Below are 18,146 nucleotides of genomic sequence, written 5' to 3'. Positions count from 1 at the left end.
TATTATTATGAAACCTTTTATTTTTTCGGTAAAACTTGACAAACACTCATTTTCTCTTCTGATAGTAATAATTTAGCTACTTCTTGTAAATCTTGAACAGTTAGACTTTCTAATACAGTCAATGCCTCAAACAGACTCGATTCATTAAACGCATATCGTGTAAATTGATTTGCAATATATTCCGGTGAATTCAGGGAGCGTAAAAAGCCACCTATTTTCTTTTTCTTTACTCGTTCTAATGCCGCCTCATCTAATTGATCATAATTTGTGTTTAATAAAATACCTTTCAAACGCTCTTCCAGCTCATCAGGTTTCTTTGTATCACCGCCAACCATTGCAAAACCGAAGTTATTCTCTTCCGTATAATCATACGAGAACGAATCATCAATAAGTCCTTCATTATATAAAGATTCGTAATGAACGGAGCTTTTCCCAAATAAATAATCTAAAAGTAACGTAAGCGCAATTTCTTGTTTTAAAAGGGCTTTCCCTTTTTCTTTTAAATTTGTGGCTTTAATACCAACTAAACATTTCGGTGTTTGTACAGGCATTGAAATAATTTTCTTCTTTTCATTTACCTCATTTGGTTCTTCCTCAAACGAACGTACAATTTCTGGCTGGTTTTTATAATCTTTTTTCGCTTGATTTTCACGTACTAAATCCATTGTTTTCTCTGGATCAATTGCCCCCACAACAAATAATAACATATTGCTCGGGTGATAAAATGTTTCATAACATTCATATAATAGGTCTTTCGTAATTTTACTAATAGACTCAATTGTCCCTGCAATGTCAATTTTAATTGGGTGCTTTACAAACAAGCTATCAATTAATCCAAAGTATAAGCGCCAATCTGGATTATCTTGATACATTTGAATTTCTTGCCCAATAATCCCCTTCTCTTTTTCAACTGTTTTTTCAGAGAAGTAAGGCTCTTGTACGAAGTTTAACAGTGTATTTAAATTTTGTTCTACATTTGATGTACACGAAAACAGGTAAGCTGTTCTTGTGAAAGATGTGAAAGCATTTGCTGATGCCCCTTGTTTACTAAACAATTGGAAAGCATCGTGATCTTCTTTTTCAAATAATTTATGCTCAAGAAAATGAGCAATTCCATCAGGCACACGAATCATTTCTTCTTTATCTAGTGGTACGAATGTATTATCCATAGAACCATATTTTGTCGTAAACGTTGCAAATGTTTTATTAAATCCTCGCTTCGGTAAAATATATACATCTAATCCATTAGGAAGTTTTTCATAATAGAGTGTCTCTTTTAATTGCTCATAAACAATTTTCTCCATTTATTCTCCCTCCGTTCCATGTAAAAAGTAAATTGTATCTAATTCAATATTTTTAGCAACTTTCACAATCTCTTCTTTCGTCACACTTTCAATACCTGTAAGCCATTCTTCAACAGGACGCGTACGGTCTGAAATAATACCATGATACAGCATTTCCACAAATCCGCGCGGCGTATCAATCGCCTCTAATATTTGATTTTGAATAACACTTTTTGTTTGATGCATCTCTTCTTCAGAAAAATCACCATTTTGCATCGCCAACAGTTGTTCTTTAATAATCTCAACTGCTTTTTCATAATTTTTCGCTTCGATTCCTGACATGACAAACAATAAGCCTTTATGACTTTCAAAGCGGGATGCTGCATAGTACGCTAAACTATTTTTTTCGCGAACATTAACGAATAACTTTGAATGAGAAAATCCTCCAAACAATCCATTGAACAATTGCAGTGCAAAATAATCTTCGTCTTTATACGTAATAAACGTACGATAACCGATGTGTAATTTACTTTGTTTTAATTCTTGTTTTTCAACAACTTCTTTTTCTTCATTATTTCTCTTATGAAGAAGTACATTTCGCTCTCTCACAGGACGTGCTGAAATAGAAAAATACTTACTTACAAGATCAACTGCATTTTCTGAAATATCACCAATAATGTATAGATCCATTTCGTCTTCCGCTAACACTTTTTGATAATATTGATACAAACTTTCATTTGTAATAGATGCAACACTCTCTTTTTTTCCATTTGCACTTAATCGATACGGTTCTACTTTGCACATTTCTTCAATTAAACGCTCGTTTGCATAGCGCATTTTATCATCATACGTAGCTTCAATTCGTTGCAAGAGCGCTCTCTTTTCACTTTCTACGATAGAAGGTAAAAAACTGTTCCCCTCTGTTGCTGGATGTAAAACGATATCCGATAACATAGAAAGCGCTTTTTCAAATAACGGTGGTGCATCACGTAAATATACTTCATTTGCAATGTCTACATAAATAGAGATGATATGGTCTTCTCCCTTTTTACTTACATCTACTGCCAAAGAAGATCCGTATAATTCTTCTAAATATTGACGAAGACGAATTACAGAAGGAAGCTTTTCTGTCGCACTTTGCAATACGTATGGCAATAGGGCACGCTCTGTCACCGTCTCCTCATTTAAAGGTGCTTTCAAACGAAATACAAAAGTATTTGTTTTATATTTATCAGTTGGAATAATATGTACTCGTAAACCACCTAACTCATGTAACTGTTGTTCCATCAGTTTCATTTATAGCCCTCCTTTACGTATATAGGAATATTCCTCTTCAATATACAGTTTTTAGAAATGAAAAATCAACTTTTCTTCCTCACTATACTTACATTCGACTCTTTCTAAAAACTGTAATATGTAAGGAACATAGTAAAATTCCGTATTACATATATTCTATGTAAAAAAGCCCGCACTAATGTGCGAGCTTTTTTATACTTATCGTTTTCCTTTTTCATAAGGAGTTCCTAATGCTTTCGGAGCTTCAGAACGACCTACAAAACCAACAAGCGCTAATATTGTGAATACATATGGTAATATCGTTAATAAAACACTTGGGATTTGATCTAATACAGGAATTGTTCCACCTGTTACACTAAGAGATTGCGCAAAACCAAAGAATAGAGCTGCACCTAGTGCGCCTAGTGGATTCCACTTTCCAAAAATCATAGCAGCTAAAGCTAAGAAACCTTGTCCTGTAATCGTTGCCCCTGAGAAGTTATTAGAAATTGACATTGCAAAAATCGCTCCACCAATTCCAGCAAACACTCCTGATATACAGACTCCAATATAGCGCATTTTATATACGTTAATCCCCATCGTATCCGCTGCCATTGGGTGTTCACCAACAGCACGTAGACGAAGACCAAACGGTGTTTTATAAATAACATACCAAACAACGAATGCTAAAATAATGGCAATATACGACGTTATTGGTACGTTCGAGAAAAATATTTTCCCTAAAACTGGAATATCCGAAAGGCCTGGAATATCAATCTTTTCAATACGATACTGAATAAAGTCAGTCTGTCCTTTATCAAAAATCTTCTTAATTGCAAATACTGTTAAACCAAGAGATAAAAAGTTAATCGCTACACCACTTACAACTTGATCCGCTCGGAATGTAATAGAGGCTACCGCATGAAGTAATGCAAATAATCCACTACCAATTGCCGCAAATAATAACGCAATCCATGGAGTCATCGTTCCCCAAGTATCACCCATTAATAAATTTGTAACTACTCCAATAAATGCACCAAATAGCATTAGTCCTTCCAATCCGATATTTACAACACCCGATCGTTCACTAAATACACCACCTAATGCTGTGAAAATTATAGGTGCTGATGTATATAACGTACCCGTCACAAGAATGGCTAATATATCTAAAAAGCTCATTTATTTCCCCTCCTTGCTCATGCGTGTAAGCGCCCATCTTAACACATAACTACATGCAACAAAGAAGATGATACATGCAATAATTACATTAATAAGCTCTGATGGTACATCTGCCTCAAAGTTCATTTGAGGGGAAGCACTTTTCAAACCACCAAATAATAAAGCTGAAAGGATTATACCAAACGGATTATTCCCTCCAAGTAATGCTACAGCAATCCCGTCAAATCCTACTCCTGTAAACGAAGACATCGCTGTCATACTCTGGAATGTTCCTAATCCTTCCATCGCTCCACCAATCCCCGCAAATGCACCAGCAATTGTCATGGAGAATACTACATTACGAGAAACTTTCATACCTGCATATTGAGAAGCATGCTGATTAAATCCTACCGACTTTAATTCGTAACCTAAAGTTGTTCTATCTAATAAGAACCACATTAAAATAGCGATTAAAATTGCTACAATAATTCCCCAGTGTAGACGTGAACCATCAGTAATAGAAGCAAGCCAGTCTGAAGATAGTGACGCACTCTCTTTAATATCATACGTTTTGTCATTACCCGCATGTAAGAAACGCTTAATAATGTCATATGTTACATACAACGCGATATAGTTCATCATAATGGTTACAATAACTTCATTCACTTGAAACTTCCCTTTTAAATATCCCGGAATGAAGCCCCAAATTCCGCCTACCAATGCTGCGAATAAAATAGATAATGGAATATGAAGGAAAGCTGGTAGTGAGACTGCATAACCGAACCAAACCGCCGCAAGCCAACCAACTAACAATTGACCCTCTACCCCGATATTAAATAAACCTGTACGAAATGCAAACGCCACCGATAAACCAGCAAGAATAAGCGGTATCATTGTACGAAGCGTTTCACCAATCGCACTTGCGCTACCGAACATACCTGTCCAAAGTGCACTATAACCAACAATTGGGTCATAGCCACTAACTAGCATTACAATTGCTCCTACAAGTAAGCCGAAAATAACGGATAGTACTGGGACTAAAATATTTATCGTTCGCTCTGTTAAAAGTTTTTTAGCCATTGGTACCCACCTGCTCCTTCTTTGTTCCTCCAGCCATTAACAATCCAAGCTGTTGTTCATTCGTTTCTTTCGCATCAACTATTGCTACAATTTTCCCTTCATAAATAACAGCAATTCGATCGCTAACATTTAAGATTTCATCTAACTCTAGTGATAAAAGTAATACACCTTTTCCTTTATCCCTTTGCTCTATTAATCTCTTATGAATAAATTCAATTGCTCCTACATCTAAACCACGTGTTGGCTGTGCCGCGATTAATAAATCTGGATCACGGTCTACTTCACGTGCAATAATTGCTTTTTGTTGATTCCCCCCAGATAGAGCTCGTGCTAACGTTTGCTCACTAGGTGTACGTACATCAAACTGTTCAATAAGAGCCTTTGCTTTTTCTGTAATTTTGCTGAAATTTAAAATCCCTTTCTTTGAAAACGGATTTTTATAGTACGTTTGCAGAACTATATTATCTCTAACAGAAAAATCAAGAACGAGTCCGTGTTTATGACGATCTTCTGGAATATGACCAATTCCCTCTTCTGTTATTCTTCTAACAGGCCAATTTGTTATTTCTTTTCCTCTAATTGCAATAGAACCTGACTCAACTTTTCGTAAACCAGTAATTGCTTCTATTAATTCACTTTGTCCGTTTCCATCAATTCCTGCAATCCCAACAATTTCCCCCGCACGAACAGTTAAGTCAAGGCCTTTTACAGCAGGTAGTTGACGTGCATCGTGAACAACAAGGTTTGCAATTGAAAGTACCTCTTCTTTTGGCTTCGCGTCTATTTTTTCTGTTTTAAAATTCACTTGACGTCCGACCATTAATTCTGCAAGTTTATTTTCATCCGTATTTGCAACGTCAACCGTTCCAATCCCTTTTCCTTTACGAATAATCGTACAACGATCGCAAACTTCCATAATTTCTTTCAACTTATGTGTAATTAGAACAATAGATTTTCCTTCTTGCACAAGCTTTTTCATAATTTGAATTAGCTCATGAATTTCTTGTGGTGTTAACACAGCTGTCGGTTCATCAAATATTAAAATTTCTGCACCGCGGTAAAGAGTTTTCAAAATCTCAACACGCTGTTGCATACCAACTGAAATATCCTGTATTTTCGCATATGGATCTACAGCTAAGCCGTATTGTTCAGACAGTTTTTGAATTTCCTTCGCAGCTTCCTCAACAGCAATTTTCCCTTTTTTCTTCGGTTCATTTCCGAGAATAATATTCTCTGTAACTGTAAAATTATGAACAAGCATAAAGTGCTGATGAACCATTCCAATACCAAGGTCATTTGCCACATTCGGATTGGTAATGTTTACAGACTTTCCTTTAATTTTAATTTCACCTTGTTCTGGTTGGTACAAACCAAATAGTACATTCATCAATGTGGATTTCCCTGCACCATTTTCTCCAAGTAAAGCATGTATCTCACCCTGTTTTACTTGCAGCGTAATATCATCATTCGCTACAATGCCTGGGAATACTTTCGTAATATTATTCATTTCAATTACGTATTCCATTGTGTTCCTCCTTTTAACAGGGAACATTCCCCTATTACACTATTAACTTATTAAGCAATTCGGAAGTTTTATACATACAAAGGTTAGTTCTATGAACTAACCTTTGCTATTTCTCTATTTATTTTTTTAGAGAAGCTTCATATTCTTTATACTCTTTATCTGTAGCCGGTACTTTAATTTCACCGTCTGTAATTTTCTTTTCAAATTCTTCTACTTTTGTTAAAATTTCAGGGTTAACTTTTTTCACGTTATCAGTTGTTTTTGAAATACCAATACCGTCATCTTTTAAGCCAAACGCTTCAATTTTTCCACCTTTTAACTTTCCATCTTTTGCTTCTTTAGCTACTTTTTCTACAGCTACATCAACGCGTTTTATCATTGAAGTTAATGTTACATTTTCAGGCATACCTTCTTGATGTTGGTCACGGTCAACACCGATTACCCAAACATTTTCACCTTTTTTCTTACGGTTTTTCGCTTCAGTGAACACACCGTTACCTGTACCACCAGCAGCATGATAAATTACATCTACACCTTGACCGTACATTGCTGAAGCAAGAACTGTACCTTTTTCAGGTTTATCAAATGCTTCTGCATATTCAGATACGATTTCAATGTTTGGGTTTACTGCCTTTGCACCAGCTTTAAATCCATTTTCAAATTTACTAATTAAATCACTTTTCATTCCACCAACAAATCCTACTTTATTCGATTTTGTTGACATAGCTGCTACCGCACCTACAAGGAATGATCCCTCATGATCTTTAAATGTAATGCTCGTTACGTTCGGTGCATCTACAACAGTATCTACGATTGCAAATTGTTGTTTTGAAGATTCTTTTGCTACTTCTTTAATTGCACCCTCTAATTTATAACCAATTCCGAATGTTAAATCATATTTATCTTTTGAGAATTTTTTTAAATTCGGAATATAATCAGCTTCTTTTTCAGACTGAAGGTAACGATAATTTGTCTTTTCTTTTAAACCATTATCTTTACCAAACTTTTGTAACCCTTCCCAAGAAGATTGATTAAATGACTTATCATCAACGCCCCCAACATCCGTTACGAGACCAACCTTGAAGTCTTTATTGTCTTTCGTGTCTTTCTTATCACTGCTCGCCTTATCCGAGTTACCACATGCACCTAAAACTGTACTTGCTGCTAATGTTAATGATAATAAAAGGCCTGCTTTTTTCTTCATACTAGAAACCCCTCCAAAAATGATATATGTTTATTTATTCTTACGCTGCTGTCCCTTACTTCTTGCTGTCACCTCCCTAAAAAGGAATTTTCCTACATACGCTTTCTTAATACGTGGAAGCTAAATTTATCAGCTCTAAAGTAATTGATAGAATATAAGATTGGCTCATCATTTTGATCATAGTGCATTTGTTTCAATACTAGCAGTGCTGTTTCTGGCTCACATTCTAAAATCGGTGAGATTTTCGGATGATAACCAATTGGCTCGATATGAGCAACCGCATATGTTATGCGCTTATGCGTGTTATTATGTATCACCGTTAGTAACGATTCTTCATTGTAACCCGATAAATCTGGCAATATTTCTTTTGCAAGTTTATCGATACAATATACAACAGGTTCCCCATCTGCTGTACGTACACGCTCAATCATCACTGCATTAAAACCATCTTCACTATTAAACTTCTCTTTTTCTTCTTCTGTTAAACTTGTTGTAGATGATGATAAAAAGATAGTTCCTGGTGTTTTCCCCACACTAGAAATCATATCTGTAATACTAGAAAGTTGTTCAATCCCTGAAGAAAATAACGGCTTGGCATTTACAAATGTTCCTACACCATGTCTACGAATGACAACATTTTCTTCTTCTAAAATACGCAGTGCTTCCCTTAAAGTCGCTCTACTTACGCCAAGTTCTTTCGCTAAATCAAACTCTGATGGTAGCTTCTGTCTTTCTTTGTAAGCTCCATCTTTAATTTTTTCTTTGATGTGATCAATCACCCGTAAATATAGGTGACGACTATCGGATTTTACTGACATAAGACTCCCCCGCATTTCAATTATTCGACCTCTGATGTAAGACTTCTTTTCTCTTTTTTCAACTTACAACATAATAAAATCACTAAATACTAAAAATAAGCATAATTGTCGAATAAATATTAATAATTTTTTAAGATGAAATTTTCACTCTTTACCGCATAAAAAAAACTTTGCACCATAAACATTCCTCATTTCGAGAAAAAGTTCGGCACAAAGATCTCTTACATCCTTTGTTACACACTTTTCCCCTCATAGTCCAGCAATTCATGGTTGCCAGGTAGAAACTTATGGACCTTATCTCCAAGATTATATGAGGCAGTGATTCTTTTCGAAGTAATCTTACCACTTGCTCCCATACGTGTCAACAAAATTTAACATTTTTCTACATTAAATATCGAACGTTCACAAAAAACCACACCAAAGTATTCGTATTCTAAAGAATCACTTTAAATGTAAGCCCTTTCTTTATCGCTGAATATAGTATATAACAAAACCAGTATATAAAAAAGCCTAATTGTAAAAACAATTAGGCTTTTTTTATGAACTTTTTTCTTGCACATCATTAATGAGCACTTCTCGTGGTTTACTACCTTCATACGGACCTACTACACCATTCATTTCCATTGCATCAATTAAACGGGCAGCTCGCGTATAACCAACTCTAAACCTACGTTGCAACATAGAAACAGATGCTGTTTGCATTTCTACTACGAGCTGAACTGCTTCATCATATAGTTCATCTTCTACTTCCTGCTTCGTATCAGGAACGTCTTGCGGAATCATATCTTCTTGATATTGCGCTTTTTGCTGACCAATAACATATTCTACAACTCTCTCAACTTCATCATCTGATAAAAATGCACCTTGTACACGTACAGGCTTGGATGCACCAATTGGTATAAACAGCATATCTCCTCGACCTAGTAGTTTCTCTGCACCACCACCGTCAAGAATTGTACGAGAATCTGTTTGAGAAGATACCGCGAATGCAATACGTGATGGGATATTCGCTTTAATAACTCCCGTAATAACATCAACTGATGGACGCTGCGTTGCAATAATTAAATGAATACCAGCCGCACGGGCCATTTGTGCTAAGCGCATAATTGCATCCTCTACATCCGATGAAGCAACCATCATTAAATCTGCTAACTCGTCCACAATTACTACAATATAAGGTAATTCCGGTTGTTTCGCTTCCGATTGACTATTATGTTCTTTAATATGATCATTGTATCCTTCAATATTACGCGTGCCACTATGAGCAAATAACTCATAACGACGTTCCATTTCACTCACGACTTTTTTCAAAGCTTGTGATGCTTTTTTTGGATCAGTTACAACTGGTGTTAATAAGTGAGGCACACCGTTATATACATTTAACTCTACCATTTTCGGATCAATCATCATTAATTTTACTTCATGTGGTTTTGCACGCATTAAAATACTAACAATAATACCGTTAATACATACACTTTTCCCGCTACCTGTCGCACCAGCTACTAGTAAATGGGGCATTTTATTTAAACGGGCTAATACAGCTTCACCTGTAATATCTCGTCCAAGACCAATTAACAACTTCTCTTCCGGATGATTATTAGCCTTAGAATCAAGAACCTCTCTAAGCGTTACCATAGAAACTTCTGAGTTCGGAACTTCAATCCCTACAGCTGATTTCCCGGGAATAGGTGCTTCAATACGAATGTCTTTCGCAGCTAAAGCAAGTGCTAAATCATCACTTAAACCGACGATTTTGCTTACCTTTACTCCCATATCAGGATACACTTCATATTTTGTAACTGCAGGACCTCTATGTACTTTTGTTACTTTCGCTTTCACTCCAAAACTTTGGAATGTACGTTCTAATTTACGAGCATTCTCATAAATTTCTGCATTTTCATTTGTAACTTGCTTATTCTTAGGAAATTTTAATATATCAATTGCAGGAAGCTTGTAATCTTTATTTTCTACATTTGAAAATTGCATTGGCGGGGCACTTGTTTCCGCCTCTAAAGATTCTACAATCTTTTCTCCACGCTTTTTCTTAGATTCTTCAACAGGCGGAGCCTCTTCAATAGACGGTGAAGTTATCAACTCTGCTTCCTGTTCTTCACGAATTCGTTTATCCTCTTCTTCATTTACTGGATAATTCTCAGTGAAATTCGAAATTATTGGAGGGTCAATTGAGATTTCTTCCATCGGCTCAATAATTTCTTCTTGTTCTGCAGCACGTTTGCTCCTTGTGCTTCTTGTTGTTTTTTTCTTTTCTGTTTGTTCAGCCGTCCTTTTGGATCTCCAATCTTTATAATCCCCTTGCATTACTTCAAGTTGACTTCTAAGAATTCTTCCTACAGGGGCAAGTACTTCCCCAATATGCTTATTTGTTATACAAAGTATGCCGAGAATCACTAAAATAATGCCAATAATATAAGCACCTACTTCATCAAATAAGAAGTAACATGTCGCGAACATAAGCGCCCCAAACATACCACCGCCTAAATGAACGCTATCTGGACCCTTTTTCATTTCAAGAAAGAAGTTATCTTTCGTACTCACAATAACAGACGTATTTTGCACTGCTCCATCTTTCGTAAGAAGGTTAAATAATGTAATATGACTAAACATTAATATCGCCAATACTATTAAATAAAAACCGATTAACCGTTTATTTAAAAGGTTCGGCCATCCACGTTTGATAACGAACGAAACCGATAAAGCTATTACACCTAACACACCAATTATGTACCACTCACCAAAGAAGAAGCGAAAAAATAACACAAACGATTTCCCTACAACGCCTAGCTGTAAAATCGTAATGATTGAAAGTGCAAAAAGAGTTAAACCGACGATTTCATAATACAAAGTTGGCTTTATCGTGCGTCTTGCTTTTGCCTTCGTCCCTCTTTGCTTTTGTTTTGCCATTTCTTCACCCCGTGTTCTACATATAAGTAGGAACTTCCTAAAAAAAACTATACTTATATGTCTGTTTTCTCTATTTTTTCAGGTCTTATCTCTTCTATTTTTACACTTCTTGTAAATTGTTAAATAAACAGAAGAAAGCAGCCCTCTCATGGCTGCTCAACCGTCTTGTTTTTTATATTATACCATAGCTTCTAAACAAAATCCTTCTTTTTGCTAAAAGGTTATTTTCTGGCCAGGCTCAAATTCTAAGTAGTGAAGCGGATCCGTACTTAACACACGTACAATAGAATAACACCCATGTTCTTCTTCAGAAACCATTAATTCAACACCGTTTATATTTACAACTTTTTGGCTTTCACATTGCGAATAATCGGCTGGATATACAAGTTGCTCTGGCATAATTGTATATAAAATCATTGTAACATTGTCCCTTCTGTACTATCATCTCCGTGAGCATCTATTAATTCGTTTAATTTTCGGATCGCATTTCCAATACCACCGACATCATCTATAAGACCATACTTCACTGCATCTCCACCAATTACATTCGTCCCAATATCTCGCGTCAAATTCCCTTTCGCAAACATAAGCTCTTTAAAACGATCTTCCGTTACTTTTGAATGCTTCGTCACAAATCGTATGACTCTTTCTTGCATTTTATCTAAATACTCAAATGTTTGCGGCACACCGATTACAAGACCTGTTAGACGAATGGGATGAATTGTCATCGTCGCAGTTTCCGCAATAAATGAATAATCCGTAGAGACGGCAATTGGTACACCGATAGAATGTCCCCCACCCAGAACAAGAGATACCGTTGGCTTCGAAAGCGAAGCTACCATCTCAGAAATTGCTAGCCCTGCTTCAACGTCACCTCCAACTGTGTTTAATATTAAAAGCAAACCTTCAATTTTCGGATTTTGTTCTATCGCAACAATTTGCGGAATAATATGCTCATATTTTGTTGTTTTATTTTGCGGTGGCAACTGAACATGACCTTCCACCTGCCCAATGATTGTTAAACAATGAATACGCGATTCATTCATTTGCGGTACATTCGTTTGTCCAAGTTGTTGAATTTTTTCCACTATTGAAGCTTCTTTCCCAGTTTCTTTCGGCTCAGCCTCTTTCCCTTCATTTGTATAACGATCACGTTCTGTCATATCGCATCCCCTTTCACTCGTATATAACTATTATTTCTTAAGTTATAAATTTCATTCGATAGAGTTAAAAAAGAAAAAAGATCACCCGTAAAGGTGATCTTTTTTATACTTCCATAATAATCGGTAAAATCATAGGTTTTCTCTTTGTCTCTTCGTACAAGAACTGTCCTAATAATTCACGAATATTTTGTTTTAACATAGACCATTCAATTGAATACTCTTTAATCGATTGCTCAACAATCATACGTACAATCTCTGTAGAGCGGTCAATTAACGCTTCTGATTCACGAACATACACAAAACCACGTGAAATGATTTCTGGACCAGAGATAATTTTCTTTTCATCTTTACCAAGTGTTACAACAACTACTAATATTCCATCTTGAGATAACATTTTTCTATCTCGAAGAACGATATTACCAACGTCACCTACACCTAATCCATCAATTAACACATTACCAGCCTGTACTTTGCCAACTAAGTTTGCTTCATCGTCACCAAAAGCAATCACATCGCCTTTTTCTACGATAAAGATATTCTCTCTTGCAATACCTACATCTTCAGCTAAATATGCATGTGCTTTTTGCATACGAAACTCACCATGTACGGGTACAAAATATTTCGGTTTCATTAAATTTAACATTAATTTTAATTCTTCTTGGCTACCGTGACCTGAAACGTGAACTTTTCTTTCACCATAATAAACAACCTCAGCTCCAGCTCTAAATAACAAGTCAATAATTTTCGATACAGATATTTCATTACCCGGTATTGGAGAAGCCGCAATAATAACCGTATCACCTTTACGAATTGAAATTTGTTTATGAGCTTGCTTCGCCATTCTAGAAAGGGCTGCCATCGGTTCACCTTGGCTACCTGTCGTTAAAATAGCTACCTTTTTCTCTGGGAAATTATCTACTTCTTGTAGTGAAATAACCATACCTTCTGGAACATCTAAATAACCAAGACGTCTTGCGATATCTACTACTTTCACCATACTACGTCCTACAACCGCTACTTTTCGCCCTGTTTCAGCAGCTGCATCAAATACTTGTTGAATACGATGTACATTCGATGCAAATGAAGCAACAATAATACGTCCTTCTGCGCCGTAGAACACTTTAGAAATTTCTACACCAACTTCTTTTTCAGAACCTGTATAGCCTGGACGCTCAGCATTTGTACTATCAGATAATAAGCATAGTACGCCTTCATTTCCGATTTGTGCCATTTTCCCAAGGTCTGCTCCACTATTTCCAATTGGAGTTTGATCGAATTTAAAGTCTCCTGTATATACGATAGCACCTTTTGATGTATGGAAACAAACACCAACAGAATCTGGAATACTATGTGTCGTTCCAAAGAATGACACTGTTGTAGTATTAAACTCTACTGTTGAATTTGAGTCGATTGTTTTTAAGTCTACACGGCCTAACATACCCGCTTCGCCAAGTTTTTCTTGTATAAGTCCTACTGTTAATTTCGTTGCATACACTGGAATAGATAATTTACGAAGTACGTAAACAATACCACCAATATGATCTTCATGACCGTGAGTAATAAATAAACCTTTTACTCGCTCTTGGTTTTCCACTAAATATGTAATATCAGGAATAACGATATCAATTCCAAACATTTCATCTCCTGGGAACATTAACCCTGCATCTACAATAAAGATTTCAGAATCAATTTCAACACAGTACATGTTTTTCCCGATTTCACCTACTCCACCAAGAGCAAATACTTTAACAGACTCATTCTCTTTTCTCTTCATGTTGTTGCCTGGTTTAAAAATCTTTCAAACACTGATTTCACTAAAATTGTAGAGACACCAGGGGAAACTCTACAACCACCATATATTCACCGTCCAAGACGAATGTCCTTACCGTTATGCGATATCATGTCCTTGTTTATTTTTTAAACCAGGTTTCACCTCTCTTTCATTATATAAATCAAATATCTTATTCGATATGATATGAAAATGTAATCAAATTATAATTTTTACCAATTTTGCTAAGCATACCCGTACTAAGCTACTTAGCCATATTATACCTGATACAAGAAATAGAACACAAGTTAAATCGTGCGAAAGAATAGGTAAAAGAATGGAATATCACCAAAAGTATCGAACTTATTTACTTCGATTTTATACTCCATATTAGTTTGAAGAAATAGCCATAAATAGGCTAAATTAATTTCATAATATGGATTTTCAAGACTTATTTTTCTAGAATCGAATAAAAACACTTACAAACTGGAGTTTTTTTATGAATTACGTCATATTTGAGGGAATTTCTCTAAAAAACAGAATCGGTAGTTTACTACGTTTATACAAATGTTCATTCTATAATAACTATGATTTTTTGATTCATTTAAAGGGGTACGATTATTTTCTTATACATGTTGCAATTCATACTGAAGAAGCGGTTAAATGATCCTATAAGAACACATATAGGTAAGAAAAGAGCGGAAAGATTTTCTTACCATAAAAAAATGACCTAGTTCTACACTAGGTCATTTTTTATTAACGAGGGATAGATTGCATAACAGATTGTAACGTTACTCTTTCTTCTTCTGTTAATGGAAGAAGTGGTAAACGTACAGAGCCTACATCTAATCCAACCATTTGTAACGCTGTTTTTACTGGCGTTGGGCTTGGCGCCATAAATAATGAATCCGTTACTCTTACAAGTAATTGATGTAATTTTTGCGCCTTTTTAAATTCTCCTGCTTGGAATGCTGCAATCATTTCTTGCATTTCATTTCCGATAACATGAGATGCTACAGAAACGATACCTTTCGCTCCAACTGCCATAGCTGGTAACGTTAAACCATCATCACCGCTGTATACCGCAAAGTCGTCCGCTGTTTTTTCAATGATTTCTGTCATTGTTAACACATCGCCGCCTGCATCTTTAATCGCAACAATGTTTTCTATTTCTGATAAACGAACAACTGTATCAACGGAGATTTGTACAATAGATCGTCCTGGAACGTTATATAGCATAACCGGAAGCGGCGTGCTTTCAGCAATTGCTTTAAAATGCTGATACATTCCTTCTTGACTCGGTTTGTTATAATACGGTGCTACTAGCATTACTGCATCAACACCAACCTCTGTTGCCTTTTTAGTTAAGTCAATAGAAGCATGCGTATTATTACTACCTGTTCCAGCGATTACGGGCACCCTTTTATCGACAACAGATACGACATGGCGATATAACGCTACTTTTTCTTCTGAAGTTAATGTAGGAGATTCTCCTGTCGTTCCTCCTACCACGATTGCTGTTGTACCGTTATCTATTAAATAATTTACCAATTTCGTTGTCTTCGCAAAATCGATATTTCCGTTTTTATCAAACGGAGTTACCATCGCGGTTGCAATTGTCCCAAAATCTATCATGGTCTCACTCCTTATTGTTCCAGTTGCTTTTCTTTTGAAAGCTCAAACGCACTATGTAATGCATTTACAGCCTCCACTAAATCCGTTTCTTTTACAAGAACCCAAATTGTTGTATGGCTATCTGCCGATTGCAGAATTTGAATACCTTTTTCCGCTAAAGCTGTAACGATTTTCGCAGTAACCCCTGGGTATCCTGCCATTCCAGCTCCTACAATAGATACTTTTGCACAATGTTCTGTCACAATTGGCTCATATCCAAGGTTTTTTAATAATTCAACTGCACGACTTGATACACTATCACTCACCGTATAAGCTACCCCGGTAGGTGAAATATTAATTAAATCGACACTGATTCCTTCATTCGCCATTTCTTTAAACACATGCTGTTGCAAATCATATGCTGTTTCTTTTGCAAGCACTTTAATTTGCGTCACATTTGACACATGAGCGATACCTGTAACAGGCCGTTCTTCTACATCACGGCCTTTTGTAGCACCGTCCGATGCTGAAATAAGCGTACCTTCACTATCAGAATACGTAGAACGTACACGAAGTGGTACTTTTGCATGCATCGCAATTTCCACTGCACGTGGATGAACAACTTTTGCACCTTGATATGCCATGTTACAAATTTCATTGTACGTTACCGTTTGAAGATGACGTGCATCTTTTACAATGCGAGGATCCGCAGTCATAACACCTTCTACATCTGTGAAGATATCGATGTATTCAGCATGAAGCGCAACACCTAACGCTGAAGCTGAAGTATCGCTACCTCCGCGTCCAAGTGTTGTCGTATCACCTTTTTTCGTTTGTCCTTGGAATCCTGTAACTACGATTACATCTACATTTTCTAATTCTTCATGTACACGATCGCAATTCATTTCAATAATCTTAGCATTCGTAAAATCCTCATTTGTTACAAAACCAGCTTGTGCACCATTTAATGCCGCTGCTTTTATACCGTTCTCATTTAACATGTTAGAGAAGACGATTGCTGAGATTAATTCTCCGCATGATAATAATAAATCTTGCTCACGATTAGAAATGCGAGATTCCTCTTGATTTACAAGACTTAACAAAGTATCAGTTGCATATGGTTCACCTTTACGGCCCATAGCAGATACGACAGTAACTACTTTATAACCCGCATCTAGCGATTTTTTTATATGATGAAGCGCATGCTTACGTCCATTTTCATCACGTACGGATGTGCCACCAAATTTTTGAACAATAATTTTCATATTTTGCACCTTCTCTTAGCCGTTTACACTAATTGTAATTTTACTAAGCGCTCTGCAATTTGAACAGAATTCCATGCAGCGCCTTTTAATAAGTTATCAGATACGACCCAAAGATGGAATCCTTTATCGTTATTTAAATCTTTACGGATTCTTCCAACGAATACTTCGTTTTTACCTACTGCAGTAGCTGGCATTGGATATAACTGCTCTTCTGGATTATCTTGCAGAACGATACCTTCCGCATTTGCAAGTAAGCTCTTGAATTCTTCTACTGTTACACCTTCTTTTTCTACTTCGATGTAAACAGACTCAGAGTGACCTGATACAACTGGTAAACGTACACATGTTGCCGCTACTTCTAATTCAGGCATATGCATAATTTTTTTCGTTTCATTAATCATTTTCATTTCTTCAAACGTAAATCCATTATCTTGGAATTTATCAATCTGTGGAATCGCGTTGAAAGCAATTTGGAAATGTTTCTTATCACCTGATACAGGTAAAACATTCGCCTTTACTTCTTCACCATTTAAAATTGCTTGTGATTGTTCATGAAGTTCTTCAATCGCTGCCGCACCAGCACCTGATACAGCTTGATATGTGGAAACGATTACTCGTTTTAAACCATATTGCTGACGAACTGGCTCAAGAGCTACTACCATTTGAATTGTAGAACAGTTTGGATTTGCAATAATACCATTATGTTCTTTTAAGTCGTTTTCATTTACTTCAGGTACAACAAGTGGCACGTTTTCTGTCATACGGAATGCACTTGTATTATCAACAACAATCGCACCGCGTTTTGCTGCTTCTGGCGCTAATTGTTTTGATACAGATCCACCAGCACTAAATAGTGCGATATCTACTCCTTCAAAACTTTCAGGAGTTGCCTCTTGAACTGTAAATTCTTCGCCTTTAAATACAAGTTTCTTACCTGCAGATCGTTTAGATGAAAGTAACGTTAACTTCCCGATTGGAAATTCTCGTTTCTCTAAAGTATTTAACATTTGTTCACCAACTGCGCCGGTTGCTCCAACTACAGCGACATGAAAAGTTTTTTGCTTTTCCATC

14 protein-coding genes and 1 riboswitch are annotated in these 18,146 nt (G+C 36.2%); all 14 genes read right to left on the bottom strand.

The features are described 5' to 3' along the window. Nucleotides 1-17: 17 nt before the first annotated feature. The 14 genes from yfmH to asd all read right to left on the bottom strand — a co-directional run bounded on the left by yfmH (nt 18) and on the right by asd (nt 18,145). The gene (gene yfmH, locus QCI44_RS08795; protein ID WP_016135231.1) at nt 18-1,304 is read right to left on the bottom strand and encodes an EF-P 5-aminopentanol modification-associated protein YfmH; all 1,287 of its coding nucleotides are present in this window, start codon (nt 1,302-1,304) and stop codon (nt 18-20) included. Beyond that, the gene (yfmF, locus tag QCI44_RS08790) at nt 1,305-2,579 is read right to left on the bottom strand and encodes an EF-P 5-aminopentanol modification-associated protein YfmF (RefSeq protein ID WP_016135232.1); all 1,275 of its coding nucleotides are present in this window, start codon (nt 2,577-2,579) and stop codon (nt 1,305-1,307) included. It abuts the gene before it with no gap. A gap of 198 nt (nt 2,580-2,777) precedes the next feature. Continuing rightward, entirely contained in the window at nt 2,778-3,737 is a 960-nt protein-coding gene (locus tag QCI44_RS08785; protein WP_000008857.1) for an ABC transporter permease, read from the bottom strand. Further along, nucleotides 3,738-4,796, bottom strand: coding sequence for an ABC transporter permease (locus QCI44_RS08780; protein WP_001085254.1), 1,059 nt, complete (start codon nt 4,794-4,796; stop codon nt 3,738-3,740). Further along, on the bottom strand, nt 4,789-6,321 hold the full coding sequence (locus QCI44_RS08775) for an ABC transporter ATP-binding protein (protein ID WP_000456926.1): 1,533 nt from the start codon (nt 6,319-6,321) through the stop codon (nt 4,789-4,791). Before QCI44_RS08775 ends, QCI44_RS08780 begins: the two co-directional genes overlap by 8 nt. 118 nt (nt 6,322-6,439) lie before the next feature. Next, entirely contained in the window at nt 6,440-7,525 is a 1,086-nt protein-coding gene (locus QCI44_RS08770) for a BMP family lipoprotein (RefSeq protein ID WP_000725769.1), read from the bottom strand. A gap of 92 nt (nt 7,526-7,617) precedes the next feature. Continuing rightward, the gene (locus QCI44_RS08765; RefSeq protein ID WP_000114176.1) at nt 7,618-8,343 is read right to left on the bottom strand and encodes a GntR family transcriptional regulator; all 726 of its coding nucleotides are present in this window, start codon (nt 8,341-8,343) and stop codon (nt 7,618-7,620) included. A 232-nt stretch (nt 8,344-8,575) separates the two neighbouring features. Further along, nucleotides 8,576-8,677, bottom strand: a riboswitch (purine riboswitch). A gap of 203 nt (nt 8,678-8,880) precedes the next feature. Then, the gene (locus QCI44_RS08760; RefSeq protein ID WP_016086637.1) at nt 8,881-11,265 is read right to left on the bottom strand and encodes a DNA translocase FtsK; all 2,385 of its coding nucleotides are present in this window, start codon (nt 11,263-11,265) and stop codon (nt 8,881-8,883) included. A gap of 213 nt (nt 11,266-11,478) precedes the next feature. Then, nucleotides 11,479-11,682 carry a YlzJ-like family protein gene (locus QCI44_RS08755; RefSeq protein WP_000605020.1) on the bottom strand — a complete coding sequence of 68 codons (204 nt, stop codon included), beginning with the start codon at nt 11,680-11,682 and terminating at the stop codon, nt 11,479-11,481. Continuing rightward, entirely contained in the window at nt 11,679-12,428 is a 750-nt protein-coding gene (gene tepA / locus QCI44_RS08750; protein ID WP_016135234.1) for a translocation-enhancing protein TepA, read from the bottom strand. Before tepA ends, QCI44_RS08755 begins: the two co-directional genes overlap by 4 nt. Before the next feature lie 103 nt (nt 12,429-12,531). Then, entirely contained in the window at nt 12,532-14,202 is a 1,671-nt protein-coding gene (locus tag QCI44_RS08745; protein WP_000823084.1) for a ribonuclease J, read from the bottom strand. A gap of 750 nt (nt 14,203-14,952) precedes the next feature. Then, a complete protein-coding gene (gene dapA / locus QCI44_RS08740; protein WP_000564777.1) occupies nt 14,953-15,831 on the bottom strand; it encodes a 4-hydroxy-tetrahydrodipicolinate synthase in 879 nt (292 codons plus the stop codon). Between the two features lie 11 nt (nt 15,832-15,842). After that, nucleotides 15,843-17,075, bottom strand: coding sequence for an aspartate kinase (dapG, locus tag QCI44_RS08735; protein WP_000692480.1), 1,233 nt, complete (start codon nt 17,073-17,075; stop codon nt 15,843-15,845). A gap of 23 nt (nt 17,076-17,098) precedes the next feature. Beyond that, nucleotides 17,099-18,145 carry an aspartate-semialdehyde dehydrogenase gene (asd, locus tag QCI44_RS08730; protein WP_000414854.1) on the bottom strand — a complete coding sequence of 349 codons (1,047 nt, stop codon included), beginning with the start codon at nt 18,143-18,145 and terminating at the stop codon, nt 17,099-17,101. Nucleotide 18,146: the final 1 nt, after the last annotated feature.

It is taken from the genome of Bacillus cereus group sp. RP37, assembly GCF_040459695.1.
Classification (GTDB): Bacteria; Bacillota; Bacilli; order Bacillales; family Bacillaceae_G; genus Bacillus_A.
The sequence above is the reverse complement of the archived record's forward strand: the minus strand, read 5'-3'. Positions and strand labels throughout refer to the sequence as shown.